We start from the raw sequence: 13,326 nt of genomic DNA on the forward strand, positions 1-13,326 counted from the left end.
GCCCGTTCAAAAGACGCTGCCCCGCTGCGTCGAAATTGCGAAGGCCGCCATTGCCATGTTGGCGGCGCCGTAGCTGAAGAAAAGCGCTTTTTTGCAGGTCCTAATAACCGGAGCAAAGGGAATACTGTGGCCAAGTGCGATCGCAATCACGAGATTTCTTTCAGCGTAGGCCGGCGGCAGTTTCTCGGCTACACCGGCGCCGGGATGCTCGCGGCGGTATTGCCCGGCTGCGGCAACGGCGACATCCAGTCGACGCCCTATCAGCAGACCATTGCCCTCGGTCAACAGATGATCCAGCAGGCCGTCAGCGATCCGTCGAATCCCGTCGCGGCGATCTCGATCGCGATGGTCAAGGGCGACACTGTGGTCTGGCAGCAGGCGTTCGGGCTGGCGTCGGTGCCGGGGCAAATCAAGGCAACGCCGCAGACGCGCTTTAACATCGGCTCGGTCAGTAAATTGTTCCCAGCACTGGCGGCGACGATCCTCGTCGATCGCGGTCTGATCACGCTCGACACGCCGATCGTCAAATATCTACCGACCTTCACGATGCTGTCGCCGGAATACGCGCAGATCACCACGCGTCATCTGCTATCGCATGCATCCGGTCTGCCCGGCACGAATGGGCGCAATCTCTTCACGTTCGAGCCGGTCGCCGGATACGCCGCCGACACGCAAGCCGAACTCGCCAACTCGCACCTGAAGCATTTGCCAGGTGAGCTGGCGGTCTATTGCAACGACGGCTTCACGATGGTCGAGCAGATCGTGCTCGCCATGACGCGCCAGAGCTTCGCGGACTTCGTCCAGTCGGCTATTCTTGCACCGCTGAAGATGACCCAGTCCAGCTATCTGACGAGCGTGCCGTCCGGCGGATCGTTTTCACTGCCGTACGTGAACGGCACGCAGCATCAGGAATTCGTCAATGCATACGCGACTGGCGGACTGAGTTCGACGCCCGGCGACATGATGAATCTCGCGCAAATGATCTACGGCGGTGGTGTGTTCCAGGGACAGCGCATCGTGTCCGCGGCGGGCATTGCGCAGATGGGCATGGATCAGACCAAAAGCCTGACCATCAACCCGTCGCCGGAATGGCGCTGGGGTCTCGGCTGGGACACGGTGGTACAGCCGGCGCTCAACGCCGCGGGCGTGCTCGGCTGGGAAAAGGACGGCGGCACCGCTTTCTACTCAACCGAATTTTTCGTCGTGCCCAACTCGCAGTTCGCGCTGCTGGTGACCGGCAATGCGGGCTACAACGCCCGGGCGATTGCCGAGACGCTGGTGCTGTCGGCGTTGAAGGAAGACGGCACGATTTCGTCGCTGCCGGCGAAGCTTGGCACCTCGGCGCCGCCGGTCGCATCGGGGCCGGGCATTGCGAGCGGCGCGGGCATCTACGGCAGTTCGGATTTGCCGTATCAGGTGCTCGCCAATGCGGATGGCAGCCTGCAGATCAACCAGTGGGACGCCGCTACGCGAGGGTGGACGACGATCGGCGGATACCAGTACCGCAGCGACGGCTGGTGGTGGAGCGATACCGATACGGCGTCGTATCGCTTTGCAGTCGTGTCAGGCAAGGACACCGAAGGAAACGCGTTCAACTATCGCTATCTGATGAAGCGGGTCGTGCCGGGAGCGGGCTACGCGTATCTGACGCTGCCGGTCGGTCAGCAACTCGCCCCGCTGGCGGCGCTCGACAGCGCGTGGCAGCAACGCGTCGGCACACAATGGACGTTGACCAACGATTCGCCGAGCGCCGTGCCGATTGTCGTTCTTGGCAATCCGCCGGCGTTCTTCGCGACACTCGCCGAACTCCCGGGCTACGTGCTGTACGGCAACGAAGATCTTCGCTATCAACTGTTTGTACCGGTGAGTGACACGCTCGGCGGCATGTCGATCAAGGTACCGGGCAATTTTGGACGCGACCTCTATGAGATCCGTTTCGCGTCGCCCACCGCAACTTCGCTGACGATCGGCAGTTCGATCTACGCACGCATCTGACGGCAAGTCGTTCCATGACGCCGGGCTTCACGGTCTTCGTCAACGGCACGACGTTCGCGCACGAGGCGCTTGCCGTGCCAATGTAACTGTACGCAACAATAGATGGATTGACTGGAATGCTGAGCTGACTCTCGTCTCCGCTTAGGAGGCGCGAGTCCAGTGTCGACTCGGGTTGTGTTCTTTTGATCAGCCCTCCCGACTATTCCGCTCAGCCAACACGGCTACTCCATCGGCGGCCTTCACACCCTGCCCTACAGGGAGCACGAAAACCGGATTGATTTCCGCCTCGACGATGCGGTCTCCGAGTTGCGCGGCCATGCCTGAAAACGCGACGATCGCCTCCGCGAGCGCGTCGACGTCCGCACGCACGCGGCCTCGATATCCGTCCAGCAGTGGCCACGTTTTCAGTTCATGCAGCATCTGCAGCGCATCGTCCTGCGTCAGCGCGGTGCCGTCAGGGAGCAACCGCATCGTCGTATCCTTGAACAGTTCAGCTGTGACACCGCCCATGCCGAGCAGCATCGCCGTCCCAAGCGAATCGCGGTGCAGGCCGAAGATCAATTCGACGCCGCCAGTCACCATCTCCTGAACGAGGAACGCGTTCGGTACAGTACCGGTCGCCGTGTGGACGTCATCGCGCATCCGTTCGAGTCGCGCTTCGATCGTTTCGACGCTCAAGCCGACCGCGACACCACCCACCTCACTCTTGTGGGTGATTTCGTTGGACAGAAGCTTGAGCACGACCTTGCCGCCAAACTCTTGGGCGGCTGCCTTCGCCTCGCTTGCATCGCTCACGATCCGTTCTCGCACCGGCGTGATGCCGAACCGGCTGAACAGAGTCTTGGCCTGCGCTTCATTGAGGGAGCCAACCGGAAGGTCATCCAGTGCGACCTGTTCGAGAGCCGCCGAGTTAACCTGCTGCGGGACATCGCGCCGATTCCGGGTGTGCCGCCACATGGCGCCCAGTGCCGCCGTGACACTCTCCGGATCGACGAAAGCGGGCACGCCCTGACGATTGAGCAACGCGGTCACTTCCGGCGCGTGTGGACTGACGAATGCAACAAGGGGCTTGTCGCTGCCAGGCAGTGCATCGCGAATTGCGCCGGCCATCAGATCCGGCATCGCCAGACCGGACGACCCGACGATCACGACCACCGCGTCGTAGCCCGCACTCGCCAGCAAAGTCCGGATGGCTCCGCGCAGAAGGTCCGGCTGAAGTCCGGCCAGCGTGACGTCGATGGGATTGCGATCGAGCACGGCGTGGTCCCCGGTCTGCAGCGCACGCAACGCAGTTGCGGTCGCCTGGTCGGGCGCGGGTGTATCGAAGCCGCCCATGCCGAGGCTGTCGGTGACCAATGTGCCGGCGCCCCCTGTAGAGGTGAGGATAGCGACCCGCTTGCCCGATAGTGGTCGGCGTACAGCTAGCGCGGCGGGAATGTCCAGCAGATCCGAAAACTTCTCCGCGCGATTCACGCCGAGTTGCTGGAACAGGGCGTCATACATCCGGTCAGCCCCCGCGAGCGCACCCGTGTGAGAAACGGCGGACCGCGCTCCCGATTCCGAGCGGCCGATCTTGAATACGACGATCGGCTTGCCTGCCGCCGCCGCGCGCATTGCGGCCAGTCGGAAACGCTCAGGATGGCGCAGACCTTCCATGTACAGCGCGATCACCGACGTCGCGTCGTCATCGACTAGATAGTCGACGAAATCGGCCACATCGAGGTCAGCTTCGTTGCTTGTCGACACCAGCTTGGACAGGCCAATACCACGAGAGGCGGCTCTCGAGAGAAGCGAGCCGAGAATGCCGCCGCTCTGGGAAACAACGCCAATGCCGCCGGCGGTGAATGAAGAAGTCTCGAGCGCGCCGCTTGCCGACAGCATGATGCCCTCGGTCAGGTTCACCAGTCCGATGGTATTGGGACCGAGCAGACGCATCGAACCGGCGGCTTCAATCAATTCCGCCTGCCGCCGTGCGCCCTCTTCGCCTGTCTCCGCGTAGCCGCTGGCCAGAACGATAGCCGCGCGGGTACCAAGGCGCGCCAGTTCCCTGACCGCCGCGTGGGCGCGCTCCGCGCCGAGCAACACAATGCCCACGTCCGGCGCTTCCGGCAGCGACGCAACGTCCGGATAACAACGCAGCCCGTCGATCGTCTCGCTTCGCGGATTGACGGGATAAATCCGCCCCTGAAACCCGTGCTTCTTCAAATAGGCCACGGGGCGACCAGACGTCTTAGCGGCATCGGCCGATGCGCCGATGATGGCCACGCTGCGTGGGCTGATAAGGCGTGAAATTGCATTCATCTTGACCGCTCCCCTCATGACATTCACCGGCTCTTGTTCAAAAAGGCGAGGACGGATTCCCGATGCTCGTGGCTCGTATAGCAGACCGCCTGCGCTTGGCTGCCCTGTGCAAAGACTTGATGGGCCGACAGCTCATAACTCTGATTCAGGATCGACTTGCCAAGCGCGAGCGCGGTCGGCGAGCCTTGAGCGAGTTCTTCCGCCCACGCCTGCGCGTCGGCGAGGAGCGCGTCGGACCGGCTGACGCGATCCGCAATCCCGAGCGCGAGTGCTTCCGGTGCCTCAACCTTGCGGCCGCTAAAGATCAGTTCCTTGGCCCGCGAAAGACCCACACGGCGCGGAAGGAAATACATGCCGCCGCCGTCGGGAATCAAGCCGCGCTTGATATAACTCCACGCAAAGCTGGCCTCCTCCGACGCTACGACAAAGTCGCAACTGAGCGCCATATCGGCACCGAGACCCGCGGCCGCGCCGTTCACAGCGGCAATCGTTGGCTTCGGCATGGAGAACAGCAGGTTCACGGTGTGATGCACGCGTTGCTGACGCGACCAGCCGTTAAAGGCCACCTCACCAGCAGGTGCCTCCATTCGCTTCGCCATGCCACCCACGTCGCCACCCGCGCAGAAGCCTTTTCCGCTACCGGTCAGTACGACGGCTCGAACCTCCGGGTCGGTCGACACCCGGTTCAACGCTTCAATGAGTTCCGTGCGCATATCGTCGGAGATTGCATTGCGCTTCTCGGGACGATTCAGCGTGATCGTCGCGATGCGCGACGTGATTGTCACTTCAATATTCGAGGTGCCCATGACTCTACCTTTCAGGAACGTTTATGTGAGCGGCGGCATCTGCAGGCTTGCCCGTCCGCTGACCGATGCCAGGAAGAGTAGCCCTCGTCGGCTCGAAAGACACCCCTTCGGTTCCATCTAGTGAAACCGCGTTGCCTACCGAAACGATTTCGTCGAACCACACTGTTTCACTCTGTGAAACGAGCCTCTTGGCACAGCGCGCATCGCACCGATAATTAGCTCACAGGCAAACGCGGCGCCGCACAATCGAGAGGCGTCGCAATACGATATAAAGACGGAGACATCATGCAAGCAAGCCGGACCACATTGATTGAGCCAATAACGATCGAGCCACATGCGCAGGCACGTGCGATCTACCGCAAAGTCACGTGGCGGCTGCTGCCGTTCCTGTTTGTCTGCTACGTGTTCGCGTACCTTGACCGGGCCAACATCGGCTTTGCACACCTGCAGTTTTCGCGCGACATCGGCATGTCGGAGGCTGCTTTCGGGCTAGGTGTCGGACTGTTCTACGCCGGCTATATGCTCTTCGAGGTGCCGAGCAATCTGTGGCTTCAGCGGGTCGGCGTACGGCGCACCTTGCTGCGCATCATGGTGTTGTGGGGCCTGGTGTCGACGGGCACGGCATTCGTACAGACTCCTACGCAGTTTTATATCGCAAGAGTTCTTTTGGGTGCCGCTGAAGCGGGCTTCTTCCCGGGTGTCATTCTCTACTTCACCTATTGGTTTCCGTCGGCTCGCCGCGCGCGCATCACGTCGATTTTCATGACGGCAATCTGCGTGTCCGGGATTATCAGCGGCCCGTTGTCCGGACTGATCCTGCATAGCCTGTCCGGTGTGGGCGATCTGAAGGGATGGCAGTGGATGTTCATCATCGAAGGCCTGCCGTCTGCTGTCGCCGGGCTCTTTGCGTATGTCTACCTGACCGATAGACCTGAAGACGCCACATGGCTGAGTTCAGCCGAGAAAGAGTTTTTGATTGGCGAACTGAAGCGCGAGGCACTCGCCAAAACGGAACGGGCACAGGCATCCATCTGGGTAGCGCTCAGAGAGCCGAAATTCTGGGCGTTGACCTTCGCCTACTTCAGCGTGCCGTGGGCCAGCATCGTCGTGCATATCTGGGCCCCGAGTGTGATCCAGAAGAGCGGCGTTACAAACTTCTGGCACATCGGCTTGTTGTCCGCCATTCCGTACATTACCGGCGCCATCGCGATGTACCTTTTCGGCAGAAGCTCGGATCGCATGCTTGAGCGTAGATGGCACTTCATGGTGAGCGCACTCCTCGCAGCACTGGGCGTGGTTTTTCTCCCGTACGCCGCGAACAACCTGGTTTTGCTAATGGTGTTGTTATGCGTCGCGACTGCGGGCTATCTGGGCATGCTGTCGCTGTTCTGGACCATCCCGCCAGCGTATCTGTCCAGCACGGTCGCGGCCAGCGGTATCGGTCTTATCAGTAGTCTCGGCCAGTTCGGCGGCATTTCGGCGCCGACGGCAATCGGCTTCGCATCCACACACTTTGGAAGCAACGCCATAGGTCTTTACGCTGTAGCGATCGTTTCCGTGCTGGGTGGCCTGGCGGTCGTGCTCTGCATTCCCGCTCGCGCCATTAATGAACGGTAGACGTGCCCGGCAGTCAGCTTTCTATCCTGGCGACTTCGGCCAGGATCTGATCGCGCAATTCAAGCAGAGGCTTGGAGAGCTCAGTGACAATGGTCTGCATGGGCTCCACGGAACGCACGCTGAAATTGACGACGACCGTGCGATGACCGGGGATTGCCAAAGGTGCCGCGATAGCCACCACCTCTGGCTGCCAGCTTGCTCCGCAGTATCCATTGGCGTGGACGCTGTCCACTGCGTCCCGGATTTCGGCGTGGACGCGTGCCCATTGACCACGCTCCCGCTTCTCAAACCTGGCCATCATCCTGACGAACTCTTCTTTCGAAAGCGTCGACAGATGGGCGCGCCCGAGTGCAGTCAGGTCCATCGGAATACGTTGTCCAGACACGATCGTTCGCAACGACGCGCGTTGGTTGTAACGGATAGATTCCAGATAGACCATGTCTTCACGGTCCGCGGCAGCGAGCCCTACGTTGATGCGACGCTCCTGGGCAGCAGCGCGCATCAACGGGCCGGCGGCAAGAAGGATTGTCGAGCCGCTACGCATCGCTTGCGCGACGCTCAACACGGGAACACCAAGCCGATATGCCTTACGGCCCACGTCATGTTCGAGATAACCAGCCTCAGCGAGCGTGCGGGTGAGGCGACTCACCGTCGCTTTGGCCAGACCTGTGCGTTCGACGAGGTCCCCGTTGCCGAGCAAGGCGGCACCCGGGCCGAACGCGCTGAGTATCTCAAGACCACGTTCGAGTGACCGGTTCGACACTGTTCCGCGTGATTGCTTTTTAGGTGCCTTTCGGTCCGGCATCGAACAGTCTCCAATAAATTGCAGGGTCCTGAAGTCGGCGTTGTCCTTGCGCCTTTTGCTTTTCGATTCGGGACCTCGGGTACAGCATTATTGCTTCAAAAGCTCGGCGTTGCGGATCGGGTAAGTGGCAAAACCGTCCTCAGCAAAGGAAAGGAGCTGGTCGGTGAAGCAGTCGCCCGTGGCGATGTCGAGGTTGGACTGCGGCAAATCAGCGAGTTGCGTGCCGTCCCTGGGGTAGACTATGTCGGGCCTCTGCCTGCAAATCCGCAGAAGAACAGCCTGATCTCCGCAGCAATCGCGACGACTCACCGGCAGAAATCTCCGCTAAAGCCTTTCTGGCGTTTCTCTCGTCGCCCGAAAGCGCGCAAGCCCTGATCCAGAGCGGGCTCGATCCAATCACGTCAGGACCTGGCCGGAATTAATTTACCAACTATAGATCTGGAGATCTTTTACTGGTACGTCGCAAAGCTTTTCACACTCATCTTTTCAGCATTTGCCACGCCGACTGCGTATGCTGCGACAGCGACGCACGTCGCCGACAAAACCGTTCGCCGGGGCGCCACACAGATTGAATATCTCGACCAGGGGCGTCGCCCGACGATTGTCGTGTTGCCATCGCGTGGGCCGTCCGTTCGCGACTTCGACGCGGTGGCCAATATCCTCGCTGCCGATGGATATCGAGTCATCTGTCCAGAGCCGCATCTGTCGACCAAGTGCCGAACCTACCGTCGCAAAGAAGAACTGCACGAAGCGAAACCACCGCGAACTGTTCTCAGGGGCCGACCGTCGTCAGGAAATTCAGAAAGTCGTCCATGACAAGCGGCTTGGCGAAGTAATCGTTGAAGCCGGCTTCGACGGCGTCGCTACGATAGTCGTCGCTCGAATAACCGCTCAGCGCGACGAGCGTCAACGCTGCGTCGCCGTGCTTCTTGCGCAACGCAACCGCAACGTCGAACCCCGACATGTCCGGCAGCCCCAGATCGATCACGCCGACCGTGGGGACGAACGTATCCGTCAACGTGAGTGCGCTGGCGCCGTCGTAGGCGACCGCGCATTCGAAACCCTGCAGTTCGAGCAGCGCTGCCAGTGCGTCGGCCGAATCCTTGTTGTCGTCCACGACGAGCACCTTGTGCTCGGCGGTCAGCACCACGTGCTGCGACGACGTATCGCCCTCCGGCGCCTGCTCATCGACTATGGGCAGCGTCACCACGATCCGGGTCCCCGCTCCCGCACCTTCGCTGAACGCGGCGACAGAGCCGCCATGATCGCGCACGAGCCGCTCCACCACGGTTAGCCCAATACCCAGGCCGGCGTCCTGCCGGCCAATCGAAGTCGGCGCCTGGGCAAACAGATCGAACACGCGCGGCAGCAAGTTCGAATCGATGCCGACGCCCCGATCGGTAATGGCAATCTGTACTTCGTTGCCTTCCCGCATCACGAGTATCTTGATCGTGTCGGGTTGCAGCGTGTAGCGTGCGGCGTTGTGAATGATATTGTTGAAGACCTGCTTGAGCCGCGCCGCGTCCACTCTGACGAAGATGGGTTCCAACGCACGCTCAACCGCGACTTTGTGGCCCCGCCGGTTCAGTTCCGGCAATGACATTTCGATTCCACCATCGATCAGCGCGGAGATCGACACAACCTCGGTTTGCAATTCCACCTTGCCGCGCGTAATCCGCGACACGTCCAGCAGATCGTTGACCATTCGCGACAATTGCGCGGTCTGCCGTCCGATCACCGCGTACGTTTTCTCATGCGCTTCTTTGCCGCTCTGCTGCGCCAACTGCAGCGAGAGCGAGATGGCCGCGAGCGGATTGCGCAACTCGTGCGCGAGCATGGCAAGGAACTCGTTTTTTCGCGCATCGGCGTCTTCGAGTTCAACACTCTTCCGGCGAAGCTCTTCGAGCGTCTGCATCATTTCCCGATTCTGCTGTTCGAGTTCATCCACCGGCGTCTGCGGCTTGCGCCGCGTCAGTTGCTCCGCGCGCGCGCTCACCTCGCGGCCGGACATCCGCACAGTGGCGCGCGGAAGAAACATTTCCAGCGTCACCGTCGTGCCCTTGCCCGGCTCCGTGTGAATGAAAAAGCAATCCGTCATGCGCCGGCTACCTGGAATACCGAGCCCGACGCCCGCTTCGCGTTCGCGCGACTCCCTGAGCAGTTCGTCGAGGTTGACGATGCCGGGACCGTTGTCGCTAATCTGCGCGACCACGCATTGCAGGCCTTCGGCGTCGGTAGCGTCGCCGACGAGAAAGGTCAGCGTCCCGCCGCCTGCAAAACGGATAGCATTGCGCGCGATCTCCGAAATAGCGGTAATAAAGCGCGTTCGCTGAACATTATCAAGCCCGAACAACTCGCCGACCTGACGCGAGCGGTCACGAATGGCCACCAGGCTCAGGTTCGAACTAATAGGCGTGGACAGAATGCGATGGCGCATGTCAGATTGCCTTTAAGACGATGATCGTAGCGTCATCGGCGTCCCGAGCGAAATCACGGTGCAAGACACTGGCGATGAGACTGGGGTGCCGCGATATCAGACCGGGATGACGGCTCAGGCTCCAGCGCGTGGAAAGGCCGTCGGTCGTGGCAATGAACACATTGCCGGCTGTCCACGGCCCTTCGCTCGGACGGACCGTGCGCATGTTGTAGCCGACGGTTCCGTCGGTTGAAAGCAGATGCTGCGCGCGGTCTTCGCGAGCCACGATCCCGACGATATTACCGACGCCGGCGAAGCTCATCTCGCGCCTGCCCGCATCGAACATCGCAACGGCCATCACCGCACCGCGCGTGGCCTTGATGCCCTGATGGGCGCGCCGCAAAACGTCGGCGGGAAGATCGCCCGGATCCGCTTCGAGAAACACGCTAACCGCACGATTGGACGCCTCGAACGCCATAGGCCCGTGACCCAATCCGTCCAGCAATGTCATCCACAGGCTGCCGCCCACGCGGCGTACACCCCAGGCGTCGCCGCAAACTTCCTGTCCCGCCTTCGGCGTGGATTTGAAGCCTATCTGATAACGGTCGGGCCGATTCTCCGCAGCGTTGGCAATGCGCGCGAGCAACGCCGTGCCAGCCCCTGCGACGGAATAGATATCGAAAAGCGTAGAGTGCCGCTCGATCGTGCCGAGGCCGGCTCCAAGACTGCCGCCGGTGGAAAAGCCGTCGGTCATTGCGGTGGCGACATTGGCAATGCCAGGCCCGCGGTCGAGTGCAATGATTTCCAGAGCTTGTGTATTGCCTTCTTCGTAGCTCCTGAGCGTGATTTCACCATGGCCGGCATACTTCAGTATATTGGTCGCGGCTTCCGTGAGAATCAACGCGACGTCTGCCTGACGCTTGTCGGACAGACCGAGCACATGCGCCATGTGAATGGCACGCCGGCGGATATCCGCGACACCACTTTTATCCGTCAGACTCAGCGTCGCTTCCATTGGGTAATGCTCACTCTGGTTCCCTGCCCCGCAGTAGAGGTAATTTCAAACTCGCTGACCAACCGGCGCGCTCCGCCCAATCCGAGACCCATACTTTTAGCCGTACTGAAGCCGTCTTCCAATGCGCGGCTAATGTCGGGAATGCCGGGACCCGTGTCTTCAAAAACGAGCTTGAGACCGGTGCGGCCGTTCTGACTCACCTCTTCGATAGTCAACGTGCCGCCCTTGCCGTGAACCAGTGTATTGCGAGCTAATTCACTCGCAGCAGTAACGAACTTGGTTCGCTCGAGCGTGCTAAATGCCAATCGCGTAGCCCATTCCTGGACCGCCTTGCGAGCGATATTGACCTGTTCGCCTGAGCGAATATCCAGGACGACTTCGCTTAACTTAACGATGGCGGCTCTCCTGCGTCGCCTGCGATGCGCGGAGTAACGCCATGCCCTTATCGACATCGAGCGCAGTTCGGATACCTTGAAGCGACATGCCCAATTCGACCAGCGTAATTGCCACAGCAGGCCGCATGCCTACCAGAACCGTGGCGGCGTCCATGATACGGGCCATCGCGGCGATATGGCCGAGCGTACGGCCAATGAAAGAATCTACGATTTCCAGTGCCGAAATGTCGATCAGGACGCCTTTCGCACGCGTGCGCTCAATGCGCGATGTCAGATCGTCCTGCAGACTGAGCACCAATTCGTCATGAAGCTCGACCTGAATCGACACCAGAAGGAATTCACCGAGCTTGAGAACTGGAATCTGCTCCATATCAGTTATCCTGCTTCGCCGTGATCGCGGCCACTGTCATGCCGACGCGCCGCAACGCGACCTTGAGTGCCTCTGCCAAAGTGGCTTTTGTGACCACGTCGCCAAGATCGACACCGAGGTGAACGATGGTCTGTGCAATCTGCGGACGAATACCGCTGATAATGCATTCGGCACCCATCAGACGCGCAGCAGCAACGGTCTTCAACAGATGCTGCGCGACGAGCGTGTCGACGGTAGGCACACCGGTAATGTCGATAATGGCAATGGCGGCTTCGTTCTCCACGATCGAATCGAGCAGGCTTTCCATCACGACCTGCGTGCGCTCGCTGTCGAGTGTGCCGATCAATGGCAGCGCCACGATCGAATCCCAAAGCCTTACCACGGGCGTGGTGAGATCGAGAAGTTCCTGCTGTTGACGCTCGATGATTTCCTGGCGCGTTTGCTGATACGACTCGACAGTCAGCAACCCCAGTTTGTCGAGCACGACTGTCAGCTTCCACACTTCATTGGCAAGACCCGCCGCGTCCTTACCGAGTTCTTTACGCAGCGCGTCGAACAACGGCTTCTTGAGCGAGAACACGAAGGTAGCGGTTTCCGCGGGCGAGAAACCCTGAATGACACGCTCGCGCGACAAAGCAGCGAGGTGCGCCTTGATGGGCTCCCACACTTCGCTGCTCATTGCTTCGTCGTAGTCGCTTTTAACGGCGCGAGCAAACAGCGAGAGAAATACTCGCGACGTCTCCTTTAATTCGCCTTCCGTAATCACGCCCTGCCTGGCGCTGCCGGTCAATTGCTCATTGACCCAGACCTTAAGAATGCTCGTCTCGTCTTTCCCGAGAATAGCCGCCAAATTTGTCTGATCGCTCAATCTTCGCTCCTGTATGGGTTTAAGCGGTTGCAACAAGTGCGTCATCATACAATGAGCACTTTCCAATTGATGCGTGTTCCCGATTGGTTGTATATGCATCAGTAAAAAATGCCACCGCATCGTTCGCGGTTGATGTCTATTGCCGTAATAACGGCCGATTGCAGCAGGTCAAAAGATAATTCCTTTATGATTTCTGCCGATCCGCCGCAGTGAGACTTTCTCCAACGGGGAGCTTCGCGCAACGCAAATCACGTACGTTGCTATCGCCTCAGGTCGTCCGCTTCGTAATGGACAACCGGCGGCGCCCTACTCTTAATACGCTGCCGGTCAACGCAAACGTTTTACTGGAAAGCGAAACCATGTTCCGCACTGGCCGGCAACGAATAGCGCAGGGTGTCAGCGTCCGTCCGCGAGGCGGCTATTGTTGAGAGCACGGCAAAAGCGCGGGTGTCGCGATTCAGAAAACGCAGGACTATTTATGTAAGGCGCCGCGCATGCTGGTCTTGCGCGGTTCGGGTCAGTCGATGGTGCGTGCGCGGCATTGTCCATTGCCGAGTACGCCGATAGCACTGGCGATGCAGAACTTCAAATCCCTTGTTGCCATTTCGACCGTGGCGTCGTCGTCAGCTACGAACAATTCGACGCTCGACGGTGCCGTCTTATCCATCATCCCTCTGAAGAATCAAAGCCCCTCCTGAGCAATTTTGAAAAACATTTGATTTTTGGAAAGACTTTCCA

At 60.0% G+C, this 13,326-nt stretch carries 12 protein-coding genes; 4 read left to right on the forward strand and 8 right to left on the reverse strand.

From position 1 onward, the window contains the following. Nucleotides 1-126 precede the first annotated feature (126 nt). Nucleotides 127-1,995 (forward strand): serine hydrolase domain-containing protein, encoded by a 1,869-nt coding sequence (locus BPHYT_RS28610; protein WP_041759221.1) that lies wholly within the window; start codon nt 127-129, stop codon nt 1,993-1,995. Nucleotides 1,996-2,181: 186 nt separating this feature from the next. On the opposite strand, the gene BPHYT_RS28615 is transcribed toward BPHYT_RS28610, so the two are convergent. Further along, complete coding sequence (locus tag BPHYT_RS28615; protein WP_012427619.1) at nt 2,182-4,296, reverse strand: acetate--CoA ligase family protein; 2,115 nt, start codon at nt 4,294-4,296, stop codon at nt 2,182-2,184. Nucleotides 4,297-4,319: 23 nt separating this feature from the next. Further along, a complete protein-coding gene (locus BPHYT_RS28620) occupies nt 4,320-5,102 on the reverse strand; it encodes an enoyl-CoA hydratase/isomerase family protein (protein WP_012427620.1) in 783 nt (260 codons plus the stop codon). Between the two features lie 285 nt (nt 5,103-5,387). On the opposite strand from BPHYT_RS28620, the gene BPHYT_RS28625 reads away from it, so the two are divergent. Further along, the gene (locus BPHYT_RS28625) at nt 5,388-6,719 is read left to right on the forward strand and encodes an MFS transporter (protein ID WP_012427621.1); all 1,332 of its coding nucleotides are present in this window, start codon (nt 5,388-5,390) and stop codon (nt 6,717-6,719) included. Nucleotides 6,720-6,732: 13 nt separating this feature from the next. On the opposite strand, the gene BPHYT_RS28630 is transcribed toward BPHYT_RS28625, so the two are convergent. Beyond that, on the reverse strand, nt 6,733-7,524 hold the full coding sequence (locus BPHYT_RS28630) for an IclR family transcriptional regulator (RefSeq protein WP_012427622.1): 792 nt from the start codon (nt 7,522-7,524) through the stop codon (nt 6,733-6,735). A gap of 90 nt (nt 7,525-7,614) precedes the next feature. Here BPHYT_RS28630 and BPHYT_RS39740 point away from each other — a divergent pair, with 90 nt between their 5' ends. After that, on the forward strand, nt 7,615-7,899 hold the full coding sequence (locus BPHYT_RS39740) for a substrate-binding domain-containing protein (RefSeq protein ID WP_407669202.1): 285 nt from the start codon (nt 7,615-7,617) through the stop codon (nt 7,897-7,899). Between the two features lie 397 nt (nt 7,900-8,296). Here BPHYT_RS39740 and BPHYT_RS28640 read toward each other — a convergent pair whose 3' ends face one another. The 5 genes from BPHYT_RS28640 to BPHYT_RS28660 are packed head-to-tail and all read right to left on the reverse strand — an operon-like array spanning nt 8,297 to nt 12,588. Further along, complete coding sequence (locus tag BPHYT_RS28640; RefSeq protein WP_012427623.1) at nt 8,297-9,961, reverse strand: ATP-binding response regulator; 1,665 nt, start codon at nt 9,959-9,961, stop codon at nt 8,297-8,299. 1 nt (nt 9,962) lies between these two features. Continuing rightward, a complete protein-coding gene (locus BPHYT_RS28645; RefSeq protein ID WP_012427624.1) occupies nt 9,963-10,955 on the reverse strand; it encodes an ATP-binding SpoIIE family protein phosphatase in 993 nt (330 codons plus the stop codon). Next, entirely contained in the window at nt 10,940-11,350 is a 411-nt protein-coding gene (locus BPHYT_RS28650; protein ID WP_041759720.1) for an anti-sigma regulatory factor, read from the reverse strand. Before BPHYT_RS28650 ends, BPHYT_RS28645 begins: the two co-directional genes overlap by 16 nt. Next, complete coding sequence (locus BPHYT_RS28655) at nt 11,343-11,720, reverse strand: STAS domain-containing protein (protein ID WP_012427626.1); 378 nt, start codon at nt 11,718-11,720, stop codon at nt 11,343-11,345. The genes BPHYT_RS28650 and BPHYT_RS28655 overlap by 8 nt, the downstream gene beginning before the upstream one ends. Nucleotide 11,721: 1 nt before the next feature. Next, nucleotides 11,722-12,588 (reverse strand): STAS domain-containing protein, encoded by an 867-nt coding sequence (locus BPHYT_RS28660; RefSeq protein WP_012427627.1) that lies wholly within the window; start codon nt 12,586-12,588, stop codon nt 11,722-11,724. Between the two features lie 494 nt (nt 12,589-13,082). Here BPHYT_RS28660 and BPHYT_RS38380 point away from each other — a divergent pair, with 494 nt between their 5' ends. Beyond that, nucleotides 13,083-13,286: a hypothetical protein gene (locus BPHYT_RS38380; protein WP_012427628.1), complete on the forward strand. Its 204-nt coding sequence runs from the start codon at nt 13,083-13,085 to the stop codon at nt 13,284-13,286. The last annotated feature ends 40 nt before the right edge of the window (nt 13,287-13,326 follow it).

The organism is Paraburkholderia phytofirmans PsJN, from assembly GCF_000020125.1.
GTDB classification, from domain to species: domain Bacteria; phylum Pseudomonadota; class Gammaproteobacteria; order Burkholderiales; family Burkholderiaceae; genus Paraburkholderia; species Paraburkholderia phytofirmans.